The organism is Arthrobacter sp. USHLN218, assembly GCF_037144715.1.
Lineage (GTDB): Bacteria > Actinomycetota > Actinomycetes > Actinomycetales > Micrococcaceae > Crystallibacter.
The window spans coordinates 364,140-389,492 of the sequence record NZ_JBBCYT010000003.1; the positions used below are offsets into that span (position 1 = coordinate 364,140).

26 protein-coding genes are annotated in these 25,353 nt (G+C 67.4%); 13 read left to right on the top strand and 13 right to left on the bottom strand.

The features are described 5' to 3' along the window. Positions 1–15: 15 nt before the first annotated feature. From WFH44_RS08940 to WFH44_RS08975, 8 genes are all read right to left on the bottom strand, one after another. On the bottom strand, positions 16–2,190 hold the full coding sequence (locus tag WFH44_RS08940) for an elongation factor G-like protein EF-G2 (protein ID WP_336713432.1): 2,175 nt from the start codon (positions 2,188–2,190) through the stop codon (positions 16–18). A 95-nt stretch (positions 2,191–2,285) separates the two neighbouring features. Then, positions 2,286–2,561: a ferredoxin gene (locus WFH44_RS08945; protein ID WP_336713433.1), complete on the bottom strand. Its 276-nt coding sequence runs from the start codon at positions 2,559–2,561 to the stop codon at positions 2,286–2,288. Beyond that, the gene (locus WFH44_RS08950) at positions 2,558–3,799 is read right to left on the bottom strand and encodes an NADH-ubiquinone oxidoreductase-F iron-sulfur binding region domain-containing protein (protein WP_336713435.1); all 1,242 of its coding nucleotides are present in this window, start codon (positions 3,797–3,799) and stop codon (positions 2,558–2,560) included. The genes WFH44_RS08945 and WFH44_RS08950 overlap by 4 nt, the downstream gene beginning before the upstream one ends. Beyond that, the gene (locus WFH44_RS08955) at positions 3,796–4,353 is read right to left on the bottom strand and encodes a ferric reductase-like transmembrane domain-containing protein (protein WP_336713437.1); all 558 of its coding nucleotides are present in this window, start codon (positions 4,351–4,353) and stop codon (positions 3,796–3,798) included. Before WFH44_RS08955 ends, WFH44_RS08950 begins: the two co-directional genes overlap by 4 nt. Continuing rightward, positions 4,346–5,284 carry an FAD:protein FMN transferase gene (locus WFH44_RS08960; RefSeq protein WP_336713439.1) on the bottom strand — a complete coding sequence of 313 codons (939 nt, stop codon included), beginning with the start codon at positions 5,282–5,284 and terminating at the stop codon, positions 4,346–4,348. The genes WFH44_RS08955 and WFH44_RS08960 overlap by 8 nt, the downstream gene beginning before the upstream one ends. 1 nt (position 5,285) lies before the next feature. After that, positions 5,286–5,618, bottom strand: coding sequence for a hypothetical protein (locus WFH44_RS08965; RefSeq protein ID WP_336713441.1), 333 nt, complete (start codon positions 5,616–5,618; stop codon positions 5,286–5,288). Positions 5,619–5,736: 118 nt separating this feature from the next. Beyond that, positions 5,737–6,951 (bottom strand): sensor histidine kinase, encoded by a 1,215-nt coding sequence (locus WFH44_RS08970; RefSeq protein WP_336713443.1) that lies wholly within the window; start codon positions 6,949–6,951, stop codon positions 5,737–5,739. Further along, entirely contained in the window at positions 6,948–7,616 is a 669-nt protein-coding gene (locus WFH44_RS08975; protein WP_336713445.1) for a response regulator transcription factor, read from the bottom strand. The genes WFH44_RS08970 and WFH44_RS08975 overlap by 4 nt, the downstream gene beginning before the upstream one ends. Before the next feature lie 81 nt (positions 7,617–7,697). Here WFH44_RS08975 and WFH44_RS08980 point away from each other — a divergent pair, with 81 nt between their 5' ends. The 3 genes from WFH44_RS08980 to WFH44_RS08990 all read left to right on the top strand — a co-directional run bounded on the left by WFH44_RS08980 (position 7,698) and on the right by WFH44_RS08990 (position 9,544). Further along, entirely contained in the window at positions 7,698–8,036 is a 339-nt protein-coding gene (locus tag WFH44_RS08980; protein ID WP_336713447.1) for an ArsR/SmtB family transcription factor, read from the top strand. Positions 8,037–8,049: 13 nt separating this feature from the next. Next, positions 8,050–8,544, top strand: a complete 495-nt coding sequence (locus WFH44_RS08985) for an SRPBCC family protein (RefSeq protein WP_336713449.1) — start codon at positions 8,050–8,052, stop codon at positions 8,542–8,544. Positions 8,545–9,163: 619 nt separating this feature from the next. Next, complete coding sequence (locus WFH44_RS08990; RefSeq protein ID WP_336713451.1) at positions 9,164–9,544, top strand: AfsR/SARP family transcriptional regulator; 381 nt, start codon at positions 9,164–9,166, stop codon at positions 9,542–9,544. 68 nt (positions 9,545–9,612) lie between these two features. Here WFH44_RS08990 and WFH44_RS08995 read toward each other — a convergent pair whose 3' ends face one another. Both WFH44_RS08995 and WFH44_RS09000 read right to left on the bottom strand, forming a co-directional pair. Further along, on the bottom strand, positions 9,613–11,613 hold the full coding sequence (locus tag WFH44_RS08995) for a vWA domain-containing protein (protein WP_336713452.1): 2,001 nt from the start codon (positions 11,611–11,613) through the stop codon (positions 9,613–9,615). 25 nt (positions 11,614–11,638) lie between these two features. Beyond that, complete coding sequence (locus WFH44_RS09000; RefSeq protein ID WP_336713454.1) at positions 11,639–13,027, bottom strand: magnesium chelatase; 1,389 nt, start codon at positions 13,025–13,027, stop codon at positions 11,639–11,641. 142 nt (positions 13,028–13,169) lie between these two features. On the opposite strand from WFH44_RS09000, the gene WFH44_RS09005 reads away from it, so the two are divergent. The 3 genes from WFH44_RS09005 to WFH44_RS09015 all read left to right on the top strand — a co-directional run bounded on the left by WFH44_RS09005 (position 13,170) and on the right by WFH44_RS09015 (position 15,013). Continuing rightward, positions 13,170–13,865, top strand: coding sequence for an MSMEG_4193 family putative phosphomutase (locus tag WFH44_RS09005; RefSeq protein ID WP_336713456.1), 696 nt, complete (start codon positions 13,170–13,172; stop codon positions 13,863–13,865). Beyond that, complete coding sequence (locus tag WFH44_RS09010; protein WP_336713458.1) at positions 13,852–14,553, top strand: SCO1664 family protein; 702 nt, start codon at positions 13,852–13,854, stop codon at positions 14,551–14,553. The genes WFH44_RS09005 and WFH44_RS09010 overlap by 14 nt, the downstream gene beginning before the upstream one ends. Positions 14,554–14,725: 172 nt before the next feature. Further along, entirely contained in the window at positions 14,726–15,013 is a 288-nt protein-coding gene (locus WFH44_RS09015) for a hypothetical protein (protein WP_336713460.1), read from the top strand. A gap of 11 nt (positions 15,014–15,024) precedes the next feature. Here the strand turns inward: WFH44_RS09015 and WFH44_RS09020 are convergent, their stop codons facing one another. Further along, positions 15,025–16,077, bottom strand: coding sequence for a hypothetical protein (locus tag WFH44_RS09020; RefSeq protein ID WP_336713462.1), 1,053 nt, complete (start codon positions 16,075–16,077; stop codon positions 15,025–15,027). Between the two features lie 194 nt (positions 16,078–16,271). On the opposite strand from WFH44_RS09020, the gene WFH44_RS09025 reads away from it, so the two are divergent. Beyond that, complete coding sequence (locus tag WFH44_RS09025; protein WP_336713464.1) at positions 16,272–17,225, top strand: serine hydrolase; 954 nt, start codon at positions 16,272–16,274, stop codon at positions 17,223–17,225. 44 nt (positions 17,226–17,269) lie between these two features. Here the strand turns inward: WFH44_RS09025 and WFH44_RS09030 are convergent, their stop codons facing one another. Further along, complete coding sequence (locus tag WFH44_RS09030) at positions 17,270–17,641, bottom strand: hypothetical protein (protein WP_336713653.1); 372 nt, start codon at positions 17,639–17,641, stop codon at positions 17,270–17,272. A gap of 227 nt (positions 17,642–17,868) precedes the next feature. Here WFH44_RS09030 and WFH44_RS09035 point away from each other — a divergent pair, with 227 nt between their 5' ends. The 6 genes from WFH44_RS09035 (at position 17,869) to WFH44_RS09055 (ending at position 24,582) form a co-directional block, all read left to right on the top strand. Further along, positions 17,869–18,588 carry an AfsR/SARP family transcriptional regulator gene (locus WFH44_RS09035; RefSeq protein ID WP_336713466.1) on the top strand — a complete coding sequence of 240 codons (720 nt, stop codon included), beginning with the start codon at positions 17,869–17,871 and terminating at the stop codon, positions 18,586–18,588. Beyond that, entirely contained in the window at positions 18,585–19,517 is a 933-nt protein-coding gene (locus WFH44_RS09040; RefSeq protein ID WP_336713468.1) for a ketopantoate reductase family protein, read from the top strand. Before WFH44_RS09035 ends, WFH44_RS09040 begins: the two co-directional genes overlap by 4 nt. 142 nt (positions 19,518–19,659) lie before the next feature. After that, entirely contained in the window at positions 19,660–20,112 is a 453-nt protein-coding gene (locus WFH44_RS09045) for a DUF4189 domain-containing protein (protein ID WP_336713470.1), read from the top strand. Positions 20,113–20,425: 313 nt separating this feature from the next. Further along, entirely contained in the window at positions 20,426–20,830 is a 405-nt protein-coding gene (locus WFH44_RS21440) for a GNAT family N-acetyltransferase (RefSeq protein ID WP_442892896.1), read from the top strand. A gap of 260 nt (positions 20,831–21,090) precedes the next feature. Further along, entirely contained in the window at positions 21,091–23,160 is a 2,070-nt protein-coding gene (locus tag WFH44_RS09050; RefSeq protein WP_336713471.1) for a chloride channel protein, read from the top strand. A 42-nt stretch (positions 23,161–23,202) separates the two neighbouring features. Beyond that, positions 23,203–24,582 carry a glutamate decarboxylase gene (locus tag WFH44_RS09055; RefSeq protein ID WP_336713473.1) on the top strand — a complete coding sequence of 460 codons (1,380 nt, stop codon included), beginning with the start codon at positions 23,203–23,205 and terminating at the stop codon, positions 24,580–24,582. A 318-nt stretch (positions 24,583–24,900) separates the two neighbouring features. On the opposite strand, the gene WFH44_RS09060 is transcribed toward WFH44_RS09055, so the two are convergent. After that, positions 24,901–25,239 carry a hypothetical protein gene (locus WFH44_RS09060; RefSeq protein WP_336713475.1) on the bottom strand — a complete coding sequence of 113 codons (339 nt, stop codon included), beginning with the start codon at positions 25,237–25,239 and terminating at the stop codon, positions 24,901–24,903. Positions 25,240–25,353: the final 114 nt, after the last annotated feature.

Sequence of the window (25,353 nt, forward strand, 5' to 3'; positions counted from 1 at the left end):
TGCCTCACCGGCGCCTCACCTGTGCGCCATCTCGCTCGATGCACCGGTGGGCACCGGATCGTGCCGCAGATAGGCACGGCGGAACCTTCCCGTGCCCCCGGTCAGCGACCGGAGATCGATGGCGTACCGCAGCAGTTCCTGTTCGGGGACTTCGGCGCTGATCTCCGCCCCCTCCCCTTCGGCCGAGTCGGTCCCGGTCAACCTGCCGCGCCGGGCCGACAGGTCGCTCATCACCGCCCCCACGTATTCGTCAGGCACCGTGATGGTCACCGCGGAGACCGGTTCCAGCAACTGGATGCGGGCCGCGGCCGCAGCTTCGCGCAGGGCCAGCGCCCCGGCCGACTGGAACGCGGCGTCCGAGGAGTCGACGCTGTGCGTCTTGCCGCCCACCAGCGTCACCCGGATATCGACGACGGGGAAGCCGGCGGCCACGCCCTTGCCCATCTGCGCCCGGACCCCCTTCTCCACGGAGGTGATGAACGGACCCGGGATCACTCCCCCGACGATCTTGTCCACGAATTCGAAACCGGCGCCACGCTCGAGCGGCTCGACCTCGATGTCGCAGATTGCGAACTGGCCGTGCCCTCCGGACTGCTTCACATACCGCCCGTGGCCGTTGGACGGCGCCGCGAAGGTCTCCCGCAGGGGCGTGACGACGTCGACCGTCCGCACGTTGACCCCCTGGCCCCGCAGCCGGTCGAGCACCACCTCGGCGTGCGATTCGCCCATGCACCACAGGATCAGCTGGTGCGTCTCCGCGTTGCGCTCCACCCGCAGCGTCGGGTCCCCGGCGGCGACCTTGGCCAGGCTCTTGGCCAGCGCCGCCTCGTCGTTGCGCGTGGCGGCCTCGACGGCCACCGGCATCAGCGGTTCGGGCATCTCCCACGGCTGGATCAGCAGGGGCTCGTCCTTGGCGGAGACCGTGTCCCCGGTTTCGGCGCTGCCGATCTTGGTCAGCGCGCAGATGTCTCCGGCGATGCAGTAGGACGCCGCCCGGAGCGTCGAGCCGAGCGGCGCGTGCAGGTGCGTGACCCGTTCGTCGCTGTCGTGGTCCGGGTGGCCGCGGTCCGCGAGGCCGTGTCCGGAGATGTGGACCAGCGAGTCGTCGCGCAGCGTTCCCGAGAACACGCGCACCAGGCAGACACGGCCCAGGAACGGGTCGGTGCTCGTCCGCACCACCTCGCCGGCCAGCGGACCCTCGGGATCGCAGCTCAGCTGGCTGGCCCGCGACCCGTAGAGTCCCGCCACGGTCGGCAGCCGACGCTCCAGCGGGGACGGGAAGGCGCGTTTCAGCATGTCCAGCAGTTCGGGAATGCCCAGGCCTGTCTCGGCCGAGGTCGCCAGGACCGGGTAGAAGGAGCCGCGCGCCACGGCGGTCTCCAGATCGGGGAACAGGACGTCCAGGCCGATCTCCTCGCCGCCGAGGTACCGGTCCATCAGGGACTCATCCTCGCTCTCCGCGATGATCCCCTCGATCAGCGTCCCGCGGGCTTCCTCGGCGGCCGCCAGTTCCGCTGCCTCGGCCGGGCGGACCACCGGCTGGCGTTCGCCCTCGCTGTAGTCCGACACCGTCCCGGAGAGCAGCCCGTGCAGCCCGGTGACGTCCGTGCCGCTGGTGAGCGGCAGGTAAAGCGGCTGCACCGTGTCGCCGAAGGCTTGCCGGCATCTGGCCAGCGCCGCCTCGAAGCTGGCCCGGGGGTGGTCCAGCCGGCTGATCGCTACCGCCCGCGGCATCCCCACGCTTTCGCATTCGCCCCAGAGCGCCGTGGTCGCCGCATCGATGTCGTCGACGGCGGACACCACGAACAGTGCGGCATCGGCGGCCCTGAGCCCCGCACGGAGTTCGCCCGTGAAGTCCGAATAGCCCGGCGTATCGAGGAGGTTGACCTTGACGTCGTCGTACATAAAAGGCAGCACGGACAGCACCACCGAACGCTGCTGGTGGATCTCCGAGGGATCCGAGTCGCTCAGGGTCGTGCCGTCCGCAATCGAGCCCATCCGGTTCGTGGCTCCGGCCGCAGCGAGCATGGCCTCCGCGAGCATCGTCTTGCCCGCACCGGAGTGACCGACCAGCACGACGTTGCGGATCCGGTCCGGGCCCTCCGGCGGCGAAGCCGAGGCTTCCGCCCGCCGCGGATCGGTGCCCCGTCCGGAGCCCTTAGCCGTGCCGTTGCTGGATTTCCCCGACATGAGCGCCTCCTGGCGTCGTAGACATCGTCGTCCCTGCACTCGCCCGTGCTGTTAAGAGATTCGACACCATGAAGGGGCTCAGCGGCAAGGCCCCTTCATTGCGGACGGGAGCGCCGGCGGGATCCGTGGAGCAGCGTCAGCGCCAGCCGGGGGCAGAGAACGACGGCGTCTTCCGCCGCTTCGAGGTCGTCCGCACCGAGGGGGACATTGGACTTGTCCCCCGGAGTCCGGCCGGCGCCGGGGCCTGCTGCCAGCGGATAGCCCCACTGATCCCGCACGAGCCGCCCGGACAGCAGCTCCGTGCAGAGCCCGCGGCCGTCGCACTTCGTCCAGTCGATGTGCAGCACGGCGGCGTCGTCGCGGCTGGTCATGCGGTGGCCGCGTTCCGGTTGCAGTATCCGCCCAGGTGCAGCTCGACGTCGTCCGCAAACGCCGTCAGCGCGCTCTCGACCAATTGCACCGTTCCGTCCGGGTGGTGGCACGATCCGCGACCGGCGACGGCATAACCGAGCCGGCGCAGTTCGGGCAGCAGGTCCGGGCTACGGTCTCCTTCGGCCAGGCGGTCCAGCACCCGTGACACCGCTGGGAGCCCGAACATGCACGGACCGCACTGCCGGGCCGATTGTCCCGCCAGGTAGTCCACGATGCGCGCGGTTTCCGCGAGCCCGCAGCGGTGCGCCCCCAGGACGTGCAGCACGCCTGCACCCGGCCGGACCGTGTCCGCCCCGGAAGCCGCGGCTGCCAGCCGGAGCTCTTCGGGCCGCACCCAGCGCCCGTGGTAACCCCCGGCGAGGACTGCCGCCACCCCGTCCGGGTCCGCACCCGCGGCGGCAAGGATTCCGCCGAGCGCCGCCCCGCCGGCCACTTCCATGACCTGCTCGGCGGGCACGTCGCCGGAGACGGAGACCAGCCGGGTCCCCGGGTCATCCGCTGTGCCGACGCTGCGGAACCAGTCGGCGCCGAAGCGCGCGATCAGCGCGATGTGGGCCAGGGTCTCGACGTTGTGCACGAGGGTGGGACGGTGCTTCAGTCCGTCCTCGCTCAGCCGGCGGACCTTGTCCAGCGGGAGCGCGGTTCCGGTCTGGATAGCGTTGACGACGGCGCTGGCTTCCCCGGAGATGAAGGTTTCCGGCGCTGCCGCCACCCTGATGCTCCGGGCATCGGGGCGCTGCGCCAGCGCCTGTTCGACCGGCGCGAGGTGGGCCGGCACAGCGTACAGGTAGGCGCGCGACGCGCGCAGGGACCGGGCCAGCAGCAGCAGGCCGTCGATCACCAGGTGCGGCGCGTTGTGCAGCAGGGTCGCGTCCTTGAAGCTGAGCGGTTCGCCTTCCGCGCCGTTGGCGATGACGACGGGACCGGCGGCCAGGGCCGGTCCTCGCGCTTCCGCCGTCGCCGCCAGCTTGCGCCAGGCCGCGAATCCCGCGCCGCCGCGGCCGGTCAGGCCCGCGTCCCTCACCAGGTCCGCCAGTTCGGTGGCCGCAATTCCAATGGGCAGCGGTCCGTAGGTCGCGGTATGGGAGGAAAGGCCGGCGAGCGCGCCGGCCGCGAAGAGGCGGTTGACCCCGACCGGCGGCCTCACGCCGGCGGCCACGTTGGCGGGCGCGGTCATTGTACGGCTCCCCGTCGCAGGCTGGCAGACTCGAGGAAACCAGCCGAGAGCCGCCAGATGACGGCGGCCCCCACTGTTGCGCCGGCACCGGCGGCGAGCAGCAGGAACCACTTCTCCGCCGCGTCCGTGCCGTTGCCGACCGCATGGAACATGGCGAGGGGCCACAGCGCGTAGGTCAGCCAATGGACGGCGCGGAACACCCGCGGGCCCACCCGCCGGCGGAGCAGGCTGGTCAGCACCACGGCCAGCAACAGGTCCACGGCCACCGTGCCCAATCCCTGCCAGAACGGTTTGTAGGCGCCGAGGAAGGGGACCACGGTGTCCGCGAGGTCCAGCTGGGCGTACGAGTCCAGCAGCAGCGCGCCGACGTGCAGGCCGAGGAATACCGTGGCCAGCAGGGCGATGTTGCGGTGCACGACGGCGAGCGCGAAGCGCGGCAGCACGAGTAGCGGACGCCCGGAGCGGACCAGGATGCCCAGCACCACGGAGATGGTCAGCAGCATCAGGGAGATGATGCCGTTGGTGCGGCCGAAGGCCCACATCGCCTCATCCATGCAGCTGCACCTCCCCCGCCGGTTCATAGGGCATGGCCGGCCAGTTGCCGGTCGTGATGATGTTTCCGCGCCGGTCGACGAACCGGGCGGCCACGCCGCCGGACTCGAGCCATTCGACCGCCGGATAGCCGCGGACGATGGACGCGGTGCTGAGGGCGTTCGCGCGCAGGCAGGACCGGTGGGCCACGGTGACGCTGCGCCAGACGGTCTCGGCCGGCAGGCCAAACCGCGGGTCGAGGATGTGGTGCATTTCCGTGCCGCCGTGCCGCCACCGCCGATGCTGGGTGCTCGAGGTCGCCATGGCCGATCCGGTGGCGAGGGTCACCTGCTGGGCCGGGTCTGCGGCGGTATCCTGCACCAGCACCTGCCACCCGCCGTCGGGGGCCGGTCCGCCGGTGGCCAGATCCCCGCCGAGCACCACCATCACGCCGGTAGCGGAGGCAGCGGCAACCGCCTGTACCGCCAGGTCCGCCGCCACCGCCTTCGCGGTGGCGCCGAGATCCAGCTGCAGGTCGTCCGGGACCCGGAGGAAGGCGCCGTCCAGCTCGACCCGCTTCCACCCGGGCCCGGTCCCCTCGCGCCGCTTCAGGGGCAGCGGTTCGGCGAACGGGTCGATGCTGCGGAGGTCACGGTCGTAGCCCAGGGCGTCGAGCTCGTTGCCGAGCGTCGGATCCACGTCTCCGCCGGTCCATTCGGCCGCCAGCAGCGCCTGTTCCACGAGCAGGGCCAGCACGGGGCTCGCGTCGATGCCGGCGGCCAGCCCCGGGCGGCACCGCGCCAGCTCCGAATCCGGCCGGAACCGGCTGCACGCCTCGTCGACGGAACGGACCACGGATTGCACCGCGTCGACGGCCGTCCCGAGTTCCTCCGGATCGCGGACGACCACGGACGCCTCGAGGCCCCAAACGTTCCAATTCCGGCTTGCCGCCATGTCAGGACCCCGAAGAGGAACCGTGGGGAGCACGGCCGTTGCCCGGCTGGACCGGCGCGTACTGGATGCCGCCGTCGTCGCTGCCGCCCAGGGAAGACGACGAGTCGTCGCCAGAGTACGGGCTGACCGAACTGTCCTGGCTGCCGGAAGTTTCGTCCTGCCCGCTGCTGCCGGAGGACGATGTTGTGGTCTGCGCCGAAGACGAGGAAGAATCGGAGGTCTTTGTGGTGGCATACACCGCTGCCGTTCCGATGCCGGCGGCGAGGATGCTGGCTGCACCGACGGCGGCGGTGGCGCCGAGGGCCATCCGGTTGCCGGATCTGCGAATACTCATGGTCGGCTCCGTTCTCCGAGGGGGAAACTCTCTTGGGAACCATGGTCCGCGCTGTTTCTTTGAAGTTTCTTAGCCCGCGATCCCGCGATCCGGCGATCCGGCGATCCGGGTTCGCGGGTCAGCGGAGCGGCAGGCGAAGCTCGATGACGGCGCCCGACCCCGGCGGCGAGGGCAGCACGCGGACGGAGCCGTTGTGGCGGGCGGCCACTTCGCCGACCAGGGCCAGGCCGAGCCCGTAGTGCCGCTGCGCCTCCGGGCCGCTGGCGCGCGAACTGGCGAAGCGTTCGAAGGCACGCCCCGCCACGTCGGGCGGGAACCCCGGGCCGTCGTCGGACACCGTGACCACCGCCTGCCTGTCTTCCTCCTGCACCCGGACCTCGATCCGGCTTTCGGCGAAGTCCATGGCGTTGGCGATCAGGGCCGTAAAGACGCGCTGGAGGGAGACCCGGGCGCCGTCGACCAGGACCGGTACCTCAGAGCCTGTCCGGCCCAGCGTAAGGCCGCGTGCCCCCGTTTCGCCGGACTGCGCCTTGACCGCGGCCTCCGCCGCCGCGACCAGATCGACGGCCTCCGGACTGGCCGCCTCGCGCGGGTCGGCGGCGATCAGCAGGTCTTCGAGGATTTCGGTGAGGACGCGCGAGTCTGCCACGATCTCGTCCAGCCCGGCCACGATCCCGGGCTGCCGGTCTCCGCCCTGCAGCCGGGCGGCCTCGCGGCGCAGGAGCTGTGCCCGGGTGCTCAGCAAAGTCAGCGGCGTGCGGAGCTCGTGGCTGGCATCCGCCACGAAGCGCCGCTGGAGCGCCAGGGCCTCGGCCATCGGCTGCATCGCGCGCCGCGCCATCAGCACCGCCGCCGTGGCCGCCACCACGGCAGCTACGGCGCCCGAGAGCAGCAGGGCCGTCAGCAGGCGCTGCAGCTCTTCCCTGCCTTCGTGCTGGTCCACTGCCGCCTGGATGATCCTGCCGTCATGCGCGGCCGTCAGGACCGCGTAGGAGCGGCCCCGCACATCTATACGCTTCTCGACCATTCGCGTACCGGCGGCGACCTGGCGGATCGCGTCGAGATCGGGCAGGCCCGGCGGCATGTTCCGGGACAGCTCCACGCGCCCGCCGCCCCCGACCACGGCGACGAAGACGCCTTGCGGGGCTTCCTCCGGTTCGGCGGCGACGACGGCGTCGCGCAGGGCCCGCTGTTCCGCGCTGGCCGCGGTGGCCGCCACGATCGAGTAGGCCAGCGCCCCCACGAGCGCCAGCAGCACCATCATCAGCGCGGTGAAGCGGATGGCCAGCCGGCGGGAGGCCCTCAGGAGTTCGGCCTTGTCGGCGCCGTTCACTCGGGCGCCCCCAAGCGGTAGCCGACGCCGCGGACGGTCAGGATGGCATCGCGTCCGAGTTTCTTCCGCAGGTAGTGGACGTACGTATCGACGACGCCTTCGTCGCTGGCCTCCGGAAACACGCTCAGCAGGAGGTCGGCGCGGGCGAAGATCCGGGAGGGCCTCCGGGCGAAATGTTCCAGCAGGTCGCCCTCCCGGTCCGACAGGACGAGGACCTCGCCGCCGTCGAGCGTTACCGTCCGCCCCTCAATGTCCAGGGCGCCGCCGGGAACCCGCAGGACGGGAACGGTGGCGGTGGTCCGGCGCAGCAACGCCCGCAGGCGGGCCAGCAGCTCGTCAATGTCGAAGGGTTTGGCCAGGTAGTCCTCCGCCCCGCGATCCAGGCCCTCGACCTTGTCGGACGGGTTGCCCAGCGCGGACAGCACCAGTGCCGGCGCCAGCACCCCCTTCCGCCGCAGCCGGCCCAGGACGTCGAGCCCTTCGATGGCCGGCAGGCCGCGGTCCAGGAGGAGAGCGTCGAACGGCTGGGACAGGCCCAGATGCAGGGCACGCTGGCCGTCCTTCGCGACGACGACCTCATAGCCTTCGCCCCGCAGGAGTTCTTCCAGCATCAAGGCCAGCCGGGCGTCGTCTTCCACCACCAGGACGCGTGTCTGCTCACTCACTCCTGAAGTATGTGCGGAACGGCCCCGGCTCCACAATCCGGCCCTTGCCGAACCCGTCGGAGGGGACTAATCTACAACCAAATGGTTGTAGATCAGCTCAGCGACGCAGGACTCGACGGCCTGTTCCAGGCGCTGTCGGACGGCACCCGGCGCGACATCATCGCCCGCGTCCTCGGCAGCGACGGCGGGTACTCGGTCTCGGGTCTGGCGGCCCACTACGCCATGAGTTTCGCCGCGGTGCAAAAGCACGTGGCGGTCCTGGAACGCGCGCTGCTCATCACTAAGGAGAAGCGCGGACGGGAGCAGATCGTGCGGGCCCATCCCGAAGGGCTGGGCCAAGCCCGCCGTCTGCTCGATGAATACGAAGGGATCTGGCGGCAGCGCGTCCGGCGGATCGAGGAGATTCTCACCGAGGGATAGGAAGGCAGCGGCCATGACCGTTATCGAAGCACGCAAGGACACCGCGGCACTGAACTTCACCATCGTGGCCGAATTCGAGGCCGGTGTTGAACGCGTCTGGCAGATCTGGGCGGATCCGCGGCAGCTCGAACGGTGGTGGGGCCCGCCTACCTGGCCCGCAACCTTCGAGGACCACGAATTCCAGCCGGGCGGCAAGGCCAGTTACTACATGACCGGTCCGGAGGGCGAGAAGGCCCGCGGCTGGTGGCGGTTCACCGCCATCGAAGCGCCGCACCGGCTGGAGTTCGACGACGGTTTCGCCGATGAAAACGGGGACCCGGTCGCGGAGCTGGGAACGACCCACGCCGTCGTGACGCTGGAGGACGTGGGCGGGCGCACACGGATGACCACCGTCTCCAGCTTCGAGTCCGCCGAACAGCTCCAGAAGATCCTCGAGATGGGCATGGAGGAGGGCATGAAGGAAGCCATGGGCCAGATCGACGGCGTACTCGCCTCCCACGCCCCATAGAAGCCCCTCAAAGCCACGCCGGCGAACCTGACGGGTGCGTTGATATGTGCCCCGGGAAACCAATAAGTTTTGTCAAGGGAATACATGACCTAATAGTGCAGTAGTCGAAAAAGCAGGGCCATTGGTCCCGATATCTACCGCAGACCAGAATCTGACAAATCGTTGCCCGTCTACCACGCTACTCTGAAAAATACCCCTTAATTGGATGATGTTGGGGCAATTTGCCGCTCCCCTATTGCCTTCCCGAAATAGCACGTCAAGGTTGAGGGAGGCAATATCGCATCCATCACCGTGGGGGGCACTGATGGCGCATTGGGACCTTGGTCTTTTCGGCACTTGGAGTCTTCACACATCGAACGGCCGCGTACGACTCAATCATCGCGAGCAACGCCTCCTCGCAGCCTTGGCCCTGCACGGAACTACATCACGAGCATTCCTAGCGGACTTGCTGTGGCCAGACAGCGACAGGGCGCAGGGGCTGGAAAGCGTTCGGGTAAGCCTCTGGACAATCAATCATCGTGCCGCAGGACTAGTGGCCGTGAATCGGGAGAGGCTGGCCCTCTCTGCAAGCGCCCGAATCGACGTACACGATTTGGAGGCCTACGTCCAAAGCTGCGGCTTGGCAGCCAGCGAGCAATACGCCAAGATCGTGGAATCAGCGGGGACAGCAGACCTGCTGCAAGGTTGGGCAGAAGAGTGGGTGACTCTGGAAAGGGAAAGAATGCACCAAATCAGAGTTCGAGGACTAGAAAAGCTCGCAGAGTACTACTTTTCCCGGGGAAGATTCGACTGCGCCATCGAGACTGCCGGTAAAGCGGCATCACTGGAGCCCTTCAGGGAAGAGGCTTATGGCATCATTATTCGCACGCACGTTTCCAGCGGTGACCATGCCTCAGCTGTTCGCTGCTACCGCTCTCTCACTACCCGCCTCAACAGTGAGCTCGGTGTTGATCCGTCGGGAGAACTTGCCAGCCTGGTACGACATCTGCGGTACCGGTGACACCTCAGGGCCGATCTAGGACATGGTGCCAATCCGTCCACGCTTCCTGAACGTCCATCTGCTCAACGCTAGGAGGACCAGCCGTCGTCGTACGGGTCGCGGAGATGCGCGCGAAGGTACTCCCCGACCACTGCCGCGCCGAGGTCCCCCGGATCGGGTGCGACGACGCGGCCGTCGATCCGGCGGGCCATGCGCTGGACGAAACGCTCAAGCCCGGGGTCGTCGCCGAGCCGGAAGAACGTGGCCTGCGTTCCGGCGCGCCCTAGGCGGTCCAGTTCGGCGACCGTGAGGCTGATGGTCGCCGGGTCCGGCGGCCAGGAGAACCAGGACTCGCCGTCGGGGAGCAGGTGGGCGGTCGGTTCGCCGTCGGTCACCACGAGCAGGACGGACTGCATCGACGGGTGCTGCCGGAAGAACCGGCCGGCCAGGAGCAGGCCGTGATGCATGTTGGTCCCCTGCTCCCGCAGCGCGGGAAGCGCCGTCAGCTCGCCGATGTCCATGGACTGCGCATAGCGGCCGAACGTGATCAGCTGCAGCCGGTCCCCGCGGAACCGGGTCGAGACGAGATGGTGCAAGGCGAGGGCGGTGCGTTTCATCGGCACCCACCGCCCCTCGGCGGCCATCGAGAAGGAGACATCGACAAGGAGGACGACGGCGGCCTGGGTGCGGGCCTCGGTCTCCGTCACCTCGATATCGCCGGGCCCCAGGCGCAGTCCGCGACCCGGGTCGCCGCCGTCGGCCGCCGTGCGGCGGATGGCGTTCGTCAGGGTACGGGTGACGTCCCACGGTTCGGCGTCCCCGAACTGCCACTCGCGACTGGAGCCGGTCTGCTCCCCGGCGGCACCGGCCACCCGCGTGTCCCGGCCGCCCTGGCGGCCGGAGAGCTGCTTCGCGGTGTCGCGCAGGAGCGCCTTCCCGAGGCGCCGCATGGCCTGCGGGGACAGGCGGAGGTCGCCGTCTGCCCCGCGGCGGAGGTAGCCGCCGTCCTGCATGGCCCGCTCGATCTCGGCGAGGGTCCGGGCCGACACGGCGGCATCCTGCCCGAGCTGGCGGGCAAGCGCGTCAAGGTCCAGGTCGTCGAGGTTCGAGCCGCTGTAGGACTGGGAAAGCTGCTCGGACAGCGCGTCGAGTTCGGCAATGTCCTGGAGCGCGCCGGTGCCGTCGCCGAGCCCGAGTCCCTCCTGGCCTTCGAAGCGCTCCGAACCGGTCCAGTCCTCTCCGGGACGCAGGGCGCGGAGGCTCGAGTCGAGCTGGTCGAGCTGGGCCATGAGCTCCGGCGAGCCGAAGGCCTGGGCCGAGAGCCGCATCAGCTCCTCGCGCTGTTCCGGGGACATCGACTGCATCAGGCGCTGGGCGGCGGCGGCGCGCTGGGCGAGGGCATCGATCAGCTCCTCGACCGACTGCGGATTCTCCGGAAAGAAGTCGCCGTGCCGCGCCATGAACTCCTCGAAGTCCGCCTCGGTGTCCTCGCCGCGCCGGTGTTTATCGAGCAGTTCGTTGAGGTCGCGCAGCATCTCGCCCACGGCAGCGCGGTCGGCGTCGGAGGCGTTCTCGAGCGCCTGCTTCATGCCCGCGAACCGCTGGTCGAGGATCTCCCGGCCCAGCAGGTCCTTGATCCGGTCGTAGGCCTCCCTGGCGCTGCTGGACTGCCAGTCGTAGGAGGCGAGCTCGTTGACCGCCGCCGCGGTGGACTGGGGCAGGTTCTGCAGCTGCATCTCCCGGAAGGCGCGGTCCGTGTCGTCCATCCCGGCGTCCCGCGCCAGCTGCTTGCGCTCATCGAGCACCGCGGTGTCTAGCAGCTTGCGGACCTCGTTGAGGGTGCCGTCCAGCCGGTGGCGGCTCAGCAGTTCGTTCCGCCGCTGCTGCACCCGGCCGGCGAGGTTGTCGAGCCCGGAGCGGTTCCGCCCCCCGCGCCGCAGGAACTCCTGCAGCGCGTGCCGCGGCGTGTAGCCGGCCATCACGTCCTCGGCGATCGCGTCGAGCGCCTCCCCCAGATCGACCGGCGGGGCGAGCGGATCGGGTCCTCCCGCGTACCGGCCGTACCGGGAGGTCCGTTTGTGGGCGCCCATGATGCTGCCTCCCTACTGCCTGTTCCTAGCCGTAGATGGTCTCCTCGTCGTCGGACTCCTTGGAGATCCGCCGGGCGAGGAAGAGACCTTCCAGGGCAAGTTCGACGGCGGCGGCACGCTGTCCGTCGGTCTGCGCGCCTACGCGGGCGCTGACTTTGTCATAAAGATTGGAGGCATCGAGCGAAGGGAGGTTGTCGAGGAACTCCCGTGCGGTGACCTGCTCGCCCGTCGTTACCGTCGTGTGGCCGTCCAGCGCCGCCACGAGCGGAGCGAAGTCGATGCCGCGGTAGTGTTCGCGGACGGCCTCGGCCGTGGCCGTGCGCAGGAGATGCTCGAGGATGGCTTCCTCTCGTCCTTCCTCGCCAGGTTCGAACTCAATCTTGCCGGTGAGGACATCGACGGCGCTGTCCAGGTCGACGATGCGGGCGACCGCTTCGTCCTCCCCGCGCACGGTGGCCCGGCGCAGTGCCGCCGCGGCCACCGTCTCGGCACCGGCGATGGCGAACCGCGCCGAGACACCGGAGCCCTGGTTGATGGCCGGCGACTGGCGCAGCGCGCGGGTGTAGCGCGCCAGGATCTCGAGGATGACCGGCGGGACATCCGCCACCAGGCGCCCCTCCTGCTCGATCACGGCCACCTCGTCGTCCAGCTCGATGGGGTAATGCGTACGGATCTCGGCGCCGAAACGGTCCTTCAGCGGCGTGATGATCCGGCCGCGGTTGGTGTAGTCCTCGGGATTGGCGGATGCGACGACAAGCACGTCGAGCGGCAGGCGCAGGACGTAGCCGCGGATCTGGATGTCGCGCTCCTCCATCACGTTCAGCATCGCCACCTGGATGCGCTCGGCGAGATCGGGCAGTTCGTTGATGCCGATGATGCCGCGGTTGGAGCGCGGCACGAGGCCGTAGTGGATGGTTTCCGGGTCCCCGAGCCGGCGGCCCTCGGCCACCCGCATCGGATCCACGTCGCCGATGAGGTCGGCGACGGAGGTATCGGGGGTCGCCAGCTTTTCGACATACCGCTCGGACCGGTGCCGCCATGCCACGCGCAGCCGGTCCCCTTCTGCGAGCGCCCGGGCCCTCGACTGCTCGGTGATCGGCTCGTACGGGTGTTCGTTCAGCTCCGACCCTTCGATCACCGGCGACCACTCGTCCAGCAGCCCGACCAATGTCCGGAGCAGACGCGTCTTGCCCTGCCCGCGCTCGCCGAGCAGTACGACGTCGTGGCCCGCGATAAGGGCGCGCTCGAGCTGGGGAAGGACGGTCCGGCTGAAACCGAACAGACCCGGCCACGGATCGCGGCCCTCGGCGAGCGCGGCGAGCAGGTTGTCGCGGATTTCGTGGCGCAGGTCCTTCTGGACGTGGCCGGCGGCGCGCAACTCGCCGACGGTGAAGATATCGGGACGATCAGTCACACCTCAACGGTAGTCCCCGAACGCGCGGGGAATCGAGCATTGAAGGGCCCGATCCGGCGCGGGCCCTGCAAGAGAGCCGCCAGGGGTCCCCGGACCGAGCTTGCGAGGCATGGGTAAGGCGGCGAACGCTACTCTGGACTTGATGACTGAAGCAGCTCCCCCATCTCCACCGGCACCCGCGACAGCGCCGAGCACCCTGCTCCTCCTGGTGCGCCATGGGGAGACGCCGACCACTGGCGCGGTGCTGCCCGGGCGGGCCGCCGGCCTGCATCTGTCCAAACGCGGACAGGCCCAGGCAGAACGGATCGCGGAACGGCTGGCGGGGCTCGCCGTCGACGGCATCTACTCCTCGCCGCTGGAACGCACACTCGAGACGGCGGCGCCCGCGGCAAGTGGCACGGGGCTCGAGGTCAAGCGTGAGCCCGGCCTGATCGAGTGCGACTTCGGCGCTTGGACGGGCGCCGCGCTCGCCGACCTTGCAGGCCTGCCGGAATGGCAGACCGTGCAGCACGCACCCTCGGTCTTCCGTTTCCCTGATGGGGAGAGCTTCGCCGGAATGCAGGCGCGGATGGTCGAAACGCTTGAGGCGCTGCGCACCACCCACACCGGCGGCGTCGTCGTCTGCTTCTCGCACGCGGACCCGATCAAGGCCGCCGTCGCCCACGCCCTCGGCACGCACCTGGACCTCTTCCAGCGGATCGCGATCAGCCCGGGCTCGGTCTCGGCAATTTCCTACGCGGACGGCCAGCCGCCCGCTGTGCTCACGGTGAACTCGACGGCGGGACCGCTGGCAGAGCTGAGGCAGCCGCGACAGGGCGCAGAAGATGCCCGACCGTGAACTGACGCTGCTCGCCGAGGGCCGGATCGAACTGCTCGGGCGCATCCTGCACAGCAGCAACGCCACCTTCCTGGCCGAAATCTCCTGCGGGGAGGACACCGCCTGGGCTGTCTACAAGCCGGAGGCCGGGGAACGGCCACTCTTCGACTTCGCTCCCGGGCTGTACCGGCGGGAACGCGCTGCCTACCTGCTCAGTGAGCATCTGCAGTGGGGAATCGTGCCGGCGACGGTCATCCGCGACGACTCACCGCTCGGCATCGGGTCGCTGCAGTGGTTCATCGAAAACGACCTGCACGAGCACTATTTCACCCTCTATTCGGAGTCACCCGAAACCCATCAGGTCCTGTCGCAGATTGCCCTATTCGACTGCGTCGCCAACAACACCGACCGCAAGAGCGGGCATGTGCTGCGCGGGCAGGACGGGCACGTCTGGGGCATCGACCACGGACTGTGCTTCTCGGCGGCCTTCAAGCTGCGCACGGTGATCTGGGACTTTGCGGGCGAACCCATCCCCCCGGGGCTGCTCGAGGACATCGCGCCGCTGGCGGACGAGGTGCCCGGCGAGGTCGCGGACCTCCTGGACGACGAGGAGACCGGCGCGCTGAAGCGCCGGGTGCAGCGGCTGCTGCGCGAGGGAGTCCTCCCCGTGGACCGCGGCGGCATGCGCTATCCCTGGCCGCTCGTGTAGGTGGATGGGTGGGTGGCCGGCACTTCGTTGCAGGCATCCGCACCGGGCGTGCGAAAGTTGTCGGTTTCCGGCCTTGTGCCCCCTTCCCGGCCGGGTTCCTACTGGTTGCAGGAGCCCTTACCAGTCGTTAGCGTCCCCTGGGTTCCCGACGGCAAGAAGTGGAGGAAGACCGATGTTCGCACGAGTCAGCACGTACACGGGCAGCCAGGCAACGTCCGGCGGCCCCTCGGAGGACCTCGTCAGGCGCGTGCTGCAGCTCCCGGGCTGCCAGGCGTTCTATTTCCTGACCGGGAGGGGGACGGGCAAGTCCCTGTCCGTCGCCATCTACGACACCGAGGAAAACCTCGCCGCGGCCAAAGAGGCCGCTAGTAAACTCCGCAGCGAGGCCAGCAGTTCCTTGACTCTGGAGGTCATCGACGTCGAAGAATACGAGGTCGTCACCAGCGCACGCAACGACTGAGCGCGTCCGGTTCAGCCGGCTCGTTCCTGCACCTGCGCCTTGGCTTGTGCCGACGTGTGCATCGCGTCAGTGTTGCGGATCAGGACCAGGAGCCAGCTGAAGATGAGCACGAAGGCGACGAGTTCAACAGCGGTCAAAGTGTAGTAGCCCGTGAAGAAGAACACTGCCAGGACGAGAATCACCGCAACAAAGACGTAGCCAAGGACCAGGAAGGTCCGGGGCATGGCGGGAATGAGCCACCGAAGTCCTGCGACCAAGGCGATGTAGGTCACCGCCATGCCGCTCGCGGCAAGGGTGTGCAGGACAAGGAACTCGTCCACCGGGAGGATGCCGACCCAGGCGAGGAGGACGCCGATCAGCGCTAGGCCGGACCTGACCCGGCGTCTTCCTCGCTGTTCCTGGTCTGTTCCGGCAGGTATCGCCGACGTTGCGTAGTGGGCGATGGTCGTTACGACGACGCCCCCGATAATGAGCGTGATATTGAAGGCGCGGGCCGAGACGTCACCGGTGACCCCGAGCATGCTCATGTTCACCTGCCACCAAAGCGGGTCACTGGCGGTGAGCATGCTCGTGAAAATTCCCTCCACGAGGAAGAGGACGAGGAGCAGCGATAGGGACAACGGGGTGAGATGCACCGCCGACAGGAAAACCGTGTAACTCGTCACGGCGACAGCGACGCCCGCCAGGAGGGCCGCGGAGAGGCTGTAGACCACGGCACCTTGGAAGCTCTCGCTGACCACGTTGGCGATGGCGCTCCACCCGAGCAGCGCAATGACGGCATAAGCCAGGGCCACTGCGGCGATGTCGTACCAACCGAGGCGCTCGCGCGGTAGCCCGGATGGCCCGGCAGCGGCCCTCGAGGCGTCGCGGGCCCGCACCGACATGACCGCCGCCATGAAGACGGCGACGGCGGTGATCGCCCCCGCCAGTGCGACGAACTGGCCGATGGATCGATGTCCGGAAATAGGAACGTATTGGCCCCGGAACACCACAAGGGCGACCAGTGCCGCGACGACGAACACCGTTCCCGAGAGAATGACCGCCGCGGACTCGACGGGCGCCACGCTCCGATCGAGGTGACGGCGCAACCGTCCGAACGGTAGCCACAACCGCATGGACATCATGGGTGCCCCCTGACTGGACGATGTCGGGAGCTTATCCCGAGGGCGCAGACTTTGTCATCGGCGGTTCCGGCCGGTATCGGTCACCCCGGCTTATCATTGGCACATAGGGGTTGCTGCTCTTGAGGAGTCCGGCCATGGCCCGCTGGAACGCCGCGGCACGTTATACGTCCGCGCTGGTACTGACACTGGCACTTTCTTCCTGCGGTGCTGCGCCGGGGCCCACCGAAGCGGACGCGCCGGGCACAGCCCAGGCGGATGCGCCGGGAACAGTCCAAGCGGAAGTGAGCCCCCATCCCGAGTCGACCGCAGCGGCGGCGGCACCGGAAACGGACTGGACTGCCCTGGACTCCGCCGTCCGGGACTACGCTGCCACACTGCCCGTGGAATTCTCCGCCGCGGTATACGACGAGCTAACCGGCGAATCATGGACTTTTGAGCCCCGGACCGAGTATTTCGAAGCAAGCCTGGTCAAGGTCCCCATGTTGTTGACGCTGTTCCGGGAAGTCACCGACCAGGGCCGGGAATTGACGACTGACGAAGAATATCTGGCCACTCAGATGATCCGGTACAGCGACAATGAGGCGGCTCGCTGGATGTACAGCCATATTGGCGGAGCCCCGGCATTGGCAGCGACCTATGACCTGATCGGCGTATCCCGGACAATTCCCGGCGAACGATGGGGCGTGACTGCCACCAACGCCGAAGACCAGCTAAAGATCATGAGGACAGTGGCCGAGGGCGCCGACTGGCTGAGGGAAGGGCTGCGGCTGTACCTGCTGGGATTGATGGAATCCGTCGATCCCAGCCAGGCCTGGGGTGCCTCGGCAGGCGCAGCGGCCGACGGGGCCGAGGTCGCCTTGAAGAACGGCTGGCTTCCGGACGACGCCCTGCTGTGGAACGTCCATACCGACGGCGTGATAAACGCCGGCAATGCCAGGTATGACATCGCGGTTCTCTCCTCCGGACATAAGACTTTCCCCGACGGCATCGTTGTGGTCGAAAAAGTCGCGAGGCTCGTCTACGACTTCGAGAAGTCGGGCGCCGCTGACGCCGCTGGCGGCAACGCAGCCTTCGGCCCAAGGCCCTAGGCTACCCGGGAGAGTACGCGGGCCATTCACCCCTCGGCGACGGACTAGGTCCCAGGGAGCCCCACGTCGACGATGCCGATGAACCGGCTGCCGATCCCGTCGTATTCGCTGCGGACCGTCCCCGGGTCCGGCACGGGCACCTCGCCGGGCCCGTGATCGTCGCAGTACAGGAAGGTGAACTCCGGCCACCACTTTTTCGGCCGGGCGGTCTCGTGATAGCCGCAGATGCTGCACTCCAGCCGCACCCACACAGGCTTCTTGCCCGTGCGGTTGGCGCGGGACTGGAGCAGCCATGCTGGTGGATTCTTCTCCAACTCCGCCAATTCATCTTCCGACAGCCGGGACGGTATGCCATGACGGCGGGCCATCTCCAGAGGAATATCAAGGAAGATCGCTGCTTCCCGTCGAATAACCATGGTCATCAACACTAGGCCATCAACCGGCAGGTAGTTCCGCTACAACCACCGATGTATGCAGCTTTTACATCACACGGCCGACGACTCAGCACCGCTGCCGCGGGCATTCTGGTTCCGATCCTGCACGACAGACGTTGGAAGAGGGACTAAGAATGTTCGGTACGGACGAGCCGGCTGCAATATCCACGCTCGAAAGCCCGGAAATAGTGCCGGCCGCGCTGACTCCTATGATGACCTCATCCGGAGCCAAGTGGATTCTGCAGTTGATCGGCGGCTGGCGCCTTGGGCGCGAATCGATGGAATACGAACTACCCAAGCGCCAGCAACGGCTCATCGCATTGCTTGCCGTGAACGGACCAATGAAGCGTTCGACGGCGGCCCGCCTCCTCTGGCCCGAGGGCAGCGATGTCCAGGCCTCCAACTGCCTTCGCGGGGCCATCAGCCAGGTGTCCAGCGCTTTGCCTGGCCTGCTCGTAGCCGAGCCGGGGAGGATTCAGCTGTCCGACGATGTCGAAGTTGATCTGCGCACCGTCCGAGGCCAGCTGGACGGTTCGGTCAACGTGGAGGGCGCAGCGGCCGCTTCCCGCATCCAGCTGCTGAGCCGCGGCGAGCTGTTGCCCGGCTGGTACGACGAGTGGGTCCTCGAGGCGCAGGATGAGTGGCGAACCTCGAGGGTGGATGCGCTGCAGCAGCTCGCCGCCCACCTCCTTGAGCGCGGCGACACCCACGGTGCGGTGGACGCCGCGTCGTCGGTGATGCAGATCGATCCTTTGGATGAAGAGGCGCAGGAGCTCGTCCTGCGGGCCCAGCTGGCGGAGGGCAACCGCGCCTTGGCTCTGCGTGGCTATGCCGACTTCAACTCCCGCTGTCTCGCCGAGCTCGGCCTCCCGGCTTCCTTCAGCCCAAGCGAACTATTCGGATTGGCGTTCGAAGGCTCGCTGCGATGAAGACTCTGCTTGTCGGGGCCGGGGCAACGGGAGGCTACTTCGGGACACGTCTGGCCATGGCCGGCCGCGACGTTACCTTCCTGGTCCGTTCCAAGCGGGCCAGCCAATTGCGGGACGGACTTCGGGTCTACGGTCCGGGCTATGACGAGACAGTGCCGGTCCAGACCATTACCGCAGCGGAACTTGGGGACCAGTACGACCTGGTCCTGCTCATGACGAAGGCCTGGTCTCTGGAAGCCGCGATCCGGGACATCGCACCGGCCGTGGGACCGGATACGACAATCCTGCCCCTGCTCAACGGTATGGTCCACCTGCGGCAGCTTAACGACCGCTTCGGCGCCGACGCGGTCCTGGGCGGAATCGTCCGCGTTGTCTGTACGGTAACGGCGGAGGGGGCGGTTTTCCAGATGAAGCCGCATGCTTCGTTGACCTTCGGTGCACAGGACAGGCAGCAAACCGAGCGGCTGCAGATGATCGGCCGGGAACTGAAGGCTCCAGGATTCAGCAGTGTCATCTCCGGCGACATCCTGGCCTCCATGTGGCACAAGTGGGCGTTCATCACCGCCGGCGGGGTCGTCACATGCCTGATGCGCGGCCCCATCGGGCACATCATGGCAGTCCCGGCCGGGAAGGAATTCATCCTGGATGCCATCGACGAGACGGAACGAGTGGCCGCGGCGGCAGGCTACCCCGTCTCGGCCGATGCGCATGCCGCGAGCCTTGAGATGTTCACCGAGCCAGGTTCGGTATTCACATCGTCCTTGTACCGGGACGTCGTTGCGGGCAACCGGCACGAGGGCGAGCACCTGCTTGGCCAATACGTGCGGATCGCAGACTCCCTGCGGGTCGAGGTACCCCTGACGCGCCTGGCACTAACTCAACTGCGCGTCCATGAGCAGGCGGCGCCGGCGAGTCATCCCTCGGATTGACGCTGAAGTCCACTCCCGGGATGGACGCAGGGATCCGGGAACCGGCAGAAACTTGGAAGTCGGCTGCAGCCATAACCTACGCCGCAGCAATATCAACTACCCCGCAACAACCGACAACCCATCACCTAGAAGGAGCATTTCCATGAACGCAACCGCCGGGCGCCGCAGCCCTCTGACAGTGATCTCGGTCCTGCTGGCCACCCTCTTCGCCGCAACGGGCCTAACCGTCTTGGCTTCTCCCGCCAATGCAGCCGAGGCCGCGGCCCCGCAGGCCGCCGACCGCTACCTCGGCATCGCTTTCTCCCCTTCCACTCTGGGGTGGTACGCAGTCTGGAGCTCGAATAGCAATACCGCTTATAACGACAGTCTGGACCTTTGCAACCTCTACCAGTCCGACAACACCTACGACTGCGTCCAGGCCGGAGTTGCGAAGAACGAGTACCTGGCCCTGGCACTGTCGACGAAGAACGGCCCTTGGGGCTCCTGGGCAGCCTCGACAGCGACCACCGCAGGCAAGAACGCGCTGGCCTGGTGCAAGTACTACGGCGGCGGGAACGACTGCACGGTGGAGTTCAACGAAAGCGCCAACTCCTAGGCCGGAGGACTGCGGTCCTCATACAGAATCCGAAGGGCAGATGGCTGCCGGCACCTTGTGCCGACAGCCATCTGCTGCGCCCGCCGCCGGCCGCATTGAGCGAATCCGTGAGCCGAGCGGCCGGGGTGCGTTCGAAGATACCGGAAGCACTTCAGCCTGACCTTGATCGAGGTCATTTTGCAGGGGCAGAATCGTGGTTGTGGGAAAGCCCGCCATCAAAGTCCGTCGCGCTGGAGCCGGCGACGTCCCCGCCATCATTGGTCTGCTCGCGCAACTCGGTTACACCGCTCACGAGGACTGGGTACGCACGTGGGTGACTAGCAGCTCGCCGGACGACCGATGCATGGTGGCTGAGGTCGGCTCACGAGTGCTCGGACTCGCACACGTCCACCGGGTCCCCTTCCTGACCGAGAGTGCCTACAGAGCAAGGCTGACCGCCTTGGTAGTCGAGGAGGCCGAACGTTCACGCGGCATTGGTGCCTTGCTCCTGCAAGCAGCGGAGCAAGCGACCCGGGACATGGGAGCGGCCGTGTTGGAGCTAACGACCTCAAGCCGACGCGAACGCGCGCACCACTTTTACGAACGGAGCGGATACATCCGGCCGTCCCGCCATTACCAAAAGGCACTGGTGCCGCCAGAGCCCAAGGCGTACTCGCCGGCAGCAGAACCAACCTCGGCCGAACACGCCGCAGAGGCTGCGGACGGGACGATTCAGTAACCTCCGGTCTGCGTTCGTGGTGGTTCGGTTCCCTTTCACCCCCAACGGGTGACGACTGCCCCCCCGCTGGAAGCGTTTACTTGGACCACACGTAGTCGACGAGCCCCTTATCGCTTGTGCGACCTCTTTGAAGGCTCCCGCCGCCCAGCGGAAGGAGAAGGCATGCTCAACTGTTACCGCGGCCAGGGCACGCCGACGCGTTTAGGGGGAAGGACGTTCGGGCTGACCCTAGCCGTCGCAGACTCTCAGGGCTGCGGCGCATGAGCGAACCTGCCGCGTCGCCGCCCGGTATCGATCCGGTCGCCGTCATTCGTTCCAGAACGTACATTGCTGCGCTCGTGCTGGCCGCGGTCTTGGGCGTTCCTATCTCGATGCTCGCCTACGGCTTCCTCGCTGCGGTCGCGGCGATCCAGCGGTTCGTTTTCGACGAACTGCCGAATCAAGTCCTCGGGGGTCCCGCTCCTGCGTGGTGGCCCGTGCCGTGGTTGACGCTGTGCGGACTCCTGACGGCCTTGACTATCCGGTATCTGCCGGGAACCGGGGGCCACTCCCCTGCCTTCGGATTCAAGGTCGGAGGCGGTCCACCCAGCGGCCGGGAGCTCGCGGGCATCGTTCTCGCGGCGCTGACCACGCTGAGCCTCGGCGCGGTGCTCGGTCCCGAGGCACCGCTGATCGCGATCGGCGGCGGCCTCGGGGCGTTGGCGGTGCACCTGGTAAAGAGGGACGCTCCGCCGATGGCCCCGACAATCATGGCGTCGGCCGGCAGCTTCGCGGCGATCAGTACCCTGCTCGGGTCTCCCGTGCTCGGTGCATTCCTGATCATGGAGGCCGCTGGGATCGGGGGGATGACGCTGAGCCTGATGGCCTTGCCCGGACTGCTCGCATCCGGCGTCGGCGCGCTGGTATTCGTCGGCTTGGACGGTTGGACCGGACTGGGCAGTTTTTCGCTGGCACTACCCGTCGTACCCCCCGCGGTGCCGCCGACGCTGGCGTCCTTGGGCTGGGCGGTCGTCATGGGCGCGGTCGGCGCGCTGCTGGGATGGCTGATCCGCGCGGTCGCACTGTCGCTCCGTCCTATGGTGCATATGAACCGGGTGTTGGTCACGTCGGCGCTCGGATTGCTGATCGGGCTTACCGCGATGGCATACCAGTTGATTTCCGGGCGAAGCTTCACGCAGGTGTTGTTCTCGGGGCAGGACGCACTTCCGGAGCTGGTCGAACACGCCGCCGGCTACTCGCTCGCTGTGATGGTCCTGCTGATCGCTTGCAAGACCTTGGTCTACGGGCTCTCGCTGAGCGCATTTCGTGGCGGGCCTGTATTCCCATCGATGTTCATCGGCGCGGCGCTCGGTATTGCTGCTAGCGGACTGCCCGGAATGGATCCTGCGGCAGGGATCGGCATGGGCATGGGAGCCATGTGTGCAGCTATGCTTCGGCTGCCGTTGACGTCGACGCTGCTGGCCACGCTGCTGCTGGGCGTGGACGGCGTGGCCGTAACGCCCCAGGTGGTCGTGTCTGTGGCGGTGGCCTTCGTGATCACCAGTGTGCTCCCGGTGCCGGGCCCAGGAACGACCACGGAGCCTGGCAAGACCGGCAACAGCCAAGGGGCTCCTTCAGGGTCCGGCCCGGCCACCGGGATCGCGGGCGCGGAGCGTCGGACAGTACGTCAGCCGTGGACTGCCTGGCTGTTCATCATTGGCTCGAGCCTATTCGCGCTGGGGGCGATGCCGTTCTACGCCGCGGCGGTGGGATTGCGCTTCGACGCACTTACATTCTTCGTCGGTTCGCTGTTCTTCACTTCTGCGGCGTTCCTGCAGTACCGCGAAGCCGTTGACGCTCTTCCGGCCTCGGGTCCCGGACGGCGCCGTTCATTTTGGGTATGGGCGCCTCAGAACCTCGGCTGGCTCGCCGCCGCGGTCCAGCTTGCCGGCACGCTGTGGTTCAACTGGAGTACGGGAAACGCCATGGCTGGCAACCTCAGCGCGGCACTAACTGAGCAACGGGTGTGGCGGCCGGACGCACTGGGTTCAATCGCCTTCCTTGTTTCAAGCGCTGTGGCCTTGCGTGATGCCGGCCGGGGCGCCATGGCCGGCTGGCCCAAACCCCGGGCCTGGAAGATCGGCGTGGTCAATCTGGCGGGCTCCGTTGCCTTCGGAATTTCCGCTGTCGGAGCCTTCATCGTCCCGTCGAGCGGCGATGTCTGGAGCGCCGAACTGTCGAATCTCGGCACATTCGTGGGGGCCCTGTGCTTCCTCGCCGGCGCAATCCTGATGCTGAGCCCGGAACCCGCCGGCGCCCCGGTCCGTGCGGACCGGGGCGCTCATCCATAACCCCTCGTCAACCCCTCGTCTACAGTTCCTGAAGGAGAAACGATGTCACCGAATTTCGAGCCGACAGACGCCGATGCGACGCTGTTCGGAAACCGATTCGTCACCCAGGAGGTTCCGAGCCGGGAATTCCCGGAGGCCGGCATTCCTGCCCAGGACGCTTTGCGGCTGGTGGCGGAGGATTTGGCCCTGGAGGGTGATCCGGCCCGCAACCTGGCGACCTTCGTGACGACGTGGATGGAGCCGGAGGCGCAGCAGATCATCGCCATGAACCTGCACCGCAATTTCATCGACCACGCCGAATATCCGCGCACGGCCGAGATCGAGCAGCGCTGCATTCGGATGCTCGCCGACCTCTTCCACGCACCCGGCGAGACGACGGGGGCCCGCACACAGGGATCGTCAGAGGCGATCATGCTTGGCGGTTTATCGCTGAAGTGGAACTGGCGCAAGCGCCGCGAGGCCGCCGGCGCGCCGACGTCGAGCCCGAACCTGGTGTTCGGCGGAGACGTGCATGTGGTGTGGGAGAAGTTCTGCCGCTACTTCGACGTCGAACCGCGGATCGTGCCGCTGCAGAGGGGGAAGTACACCATTGAGCCGGACGACGTTCGGGCCCACATCGACGAGAACACCATCGGTGTCGCGGCAGTGCTGGGTACGACGTTCACCGGACACAAGGACGACATCGTCGGCATCAACGACCTGCTGCTGCGGATCAAGCATGAGCAGGGCCTTGATGTGCCGATGCACGTGGACGGGGCCAGCGGCGGATTTGTCTGGCCCTTCCTCTACCCGGACTCGGCCTGGGACTTCCGGCTCGAGCAGGTCCGCTCCATCAATGTCTCCGGGCACAAGTTCGGGCTGGTCTATCCCGGCATCGGCTGGCTGATCTTCCGGGAGAAGGCCGACCTGGCCAAGGACCTGGTCTTCGAGGAGAACTACCTCGGCAAGGTTGACTCGACCTTCACCCTGAACTTTTCCACCGGCTCGTCGATGGTGCTCGCCCAGTACTACAACTTCGTGCGCTATGGCCGCGCCGGTTACACCTACATCATGCGGAATATGCAGGCCAACGCCCGTGTCCTCGCCGAAAAGCTGGACGCCATGGGCCGGTTCGAAATCATCGGACGCAGCGAGGAGCAACTTCCCCTGGTCGCGTTCCGGCTCGCCGAGGACCCCGGGTACGACGAGTTCGACATAGCCTGGCAACTCGCAGCCGAGCGCGGCTGGATGGTGCCGGCCTACACCCTCCCGCCGAACGCGCAGGACGTGACGATTATGCGCGCCCTGGTCAAGGAAACGCTGAGCCGCGAACACGTCGACACGCTGGCCCGCGACATCGAAGAGGCGTGCTCCACGCTGGCGAAAAAGGGCGGCGCGCACGAGGCCGAACGCAAGAAGATCGTCATCGGACCCGGCCATTGACCCGGTGAAGGCACACCGCAGGGGGTCCGTGCACAAAGTACAGGCGCTCAAGGAGGAAAATCTCCCCGGCCGGGGAAAGCACGGTGCCCGAGGTGGGACTCGAACCTGCTTCCAACCCTTGTAAACACTCGGCTCACGCGCGCTAACCTGCGAATGCGGCCCGGTCCGGACGATATACGGGACAGTACGACGGCGAATGTGTGCACCTTCTGCACAGCCGATTTCGGCACTTGTACGACATACGCCTGTTGCCGAAATCCCTCGTCCTACCACGCTGCCACCTGCTGGCACCCCTGCCATATGCTCCGCACAGATCTGTCATTCAAGGTAGGCGCGCGCAGCCCTCCGCACCTCATCGAAGCGTCCTTCACGGATTGCCGTCGCCGGGGGTTCATCGCCGAGCAGCTGACTGGAGTCAACGAACCAGGAGCGGGCGCTGTCCTCCCCTCTGGCCTCGGCCAGCAGGTTCCACAGCTCAACGGCGCACCGAAGCCGCTCCGCCGCATCGGCATCGGGCTCCGGACCGTCTTCAAGCACCCCGTCGTTGGCAGTTAGTTTGACGCGGTTGCCTGTCAGGGCAGCCACCACAGTTTGGCCTAGGGCATCGGTCAGCATTCGGACGACCTCACGCATTCCCGGTTCCGCTTCCTGGCTCATCTGCGGGCTCCCTTCAACTCGTGCTCCCAATCCCACACTAAGCCTCCTGTCCCCATGTCGGCCGTACAGAAGAGGAAACGACTACGCATCAGTGACGGTGCCTCAACCGCAGCC

What these genes read in the sequence shown, in the direction of transcription:
- WFH44_RS08940 (WP_336713432.1), bottom strand. Translation starts at nt 2,190, where the DNA reads ATGTCGGGGAAATCCAGCAACGGCACGGCTAAGGGCTCCGGACGGGGC.
- WFH44_RS08945 (WP_336713433.1), bottom strand. Translation starts at nt 2,561, where the DNA reads ATGACCAGCCGCGACGACGCCGCCGTGCTGCACATCGACTGGACGAAG.
- WFH44_RS08950 (WP_336713435.1), bottom strand. Translation starts at nt 3,799, where the DNA reads ATGACCGCGCCCGCCAACGTGGCCGCCGGCGTGAGGCCGCCGGTCGGG.
- WFH44_RS08955 (WP_336713437.1), bottom strand. Translation starts at nt 4,353, where the DNA reads ATGGATGAGGCGATGTGGGCCTTCGGCCGCACCAACGGCATCATCTCC.
- WFH44_RS08960 (WP_336713439.1), bottom strand. Translation starts at nt 5,284, where the DNA reads ATGGCGGCAAGCCGGAATTGGAACGTTTGGGGCCTCGAGGCGTCCGTG.
- WFH44_RS08965 (WP_336713441.1), bottom strand. Translation starts at nt 5,618, where the DNA reads ATGAGTATTCGCAGATCCGGCAACCGGATGGCCCTCGGCGCCACCGCC.
- WFH44_RS08980 (WP_336713447.1), top strand. Translation starts at nt 7,698, where the DNA reads ATGGTTGTAGATCAGCTCAGCGACGCAGGACTCGACGGCCTGTTCCAG.
- WFH44_RS08985 (WP_336713449.1), top strand. Translation starts at nt 8,050, where the DNA reads ATGACCGTTATCGAAGCACGCAAGGACACCGCGGCACTGAACTTCACC.
- WFH44_RS08995 (WP_336713452.1), bottom strand. Translation starts at nt 11,613, where the DNA reads ATGGGCGCCCACAAACGGACCTCCCGGTACGGCCGGTACGCGGGAGGA.
- WFH44_RS09005 (WP_336713456.1), top strand. Translation starts at nt 13,170, where the DNA reads ATGACTGAAGCAGCTCCCCCATCTCCACCGGCACCCGCGACAGCGCCG.
- WFH44_RS09010 (WP_336713458.1), top strand. Translation starts at nt 13,852, where the DNA reads ATGCCCGACCGTGAACTGACGCTGCTCGCCGAGGGCCGGATCGAACTG.
- WFH44_RS09015 (WP_336713460.1), top strand. Translation starts at nt 14,726, where the DNA reads ATGTTCGCACGAGTCAGCACGTACACGGGCAGCCAGGCAACGTCCGGC.
- WFH44_RS09025 (WP_336713464.1), top strand. Translation starts at nt 16,272, where the DNA reads ATGGCCCGCTGGAACGCCGCGGCACGTTATACGTCCGCGCTGGTACTG.
- WFH44_RS09030 (WP_336713653.1), bottom strand. Translation starts at nt 17,641, where the DNA reads ATGGTTATTCGACGGGAAGCAGCGATCTTCCTTGATATTCCTCTGGAG.
- WFH44_RS09035 (WP_336713466.1), top strand. Translation starts at nt 17,869, where the DNA reads ATGATGACCTCATCCGGAGCCAAGTGGATTCTGCAGTTGATCGGCGGC.
- WFH44_RS09040 (WP_336713468.1), top strand. Translation starts at nt 18,585, where the DNA reads ATGAAGACTCTGCTTGTCGGGGCCGGGGCAACGGGAGGCTACTTCGGG.
- WFH44_RS09045 (WP_336713470.1), top strand. Translation starts at nt 19,660, where the DNA reads ATGAACGCAACCGCCGGGCGCCGCAGCCCTCTGACAGTGATCTCGGTC.
- WFH44_RS09050 (WP_336713471.1), top strand. Translation starts at nt 21,091, where the DNA reads ATGAGCGAACCTGCCGCGTCGCCGCCCGGTATCGATCCGGTCGCCGTC.
- WFH44_RS09055 (WP_336713473.1), top strand. Translation starts at nt 23,203, where the DNA reads ATGTCACCGAATTTCGAGCCGACAGACGCCGATGCGACGCTGTTCGGA.
- WFH44_RS09060 (WP_336713475.1), bottom strand. Translation starts at nt 25,239, where the DNA reads ATGAGCCAGGAAGCGGAACCGGGAATGCGTGAGGTCGTCCGAATGCTG.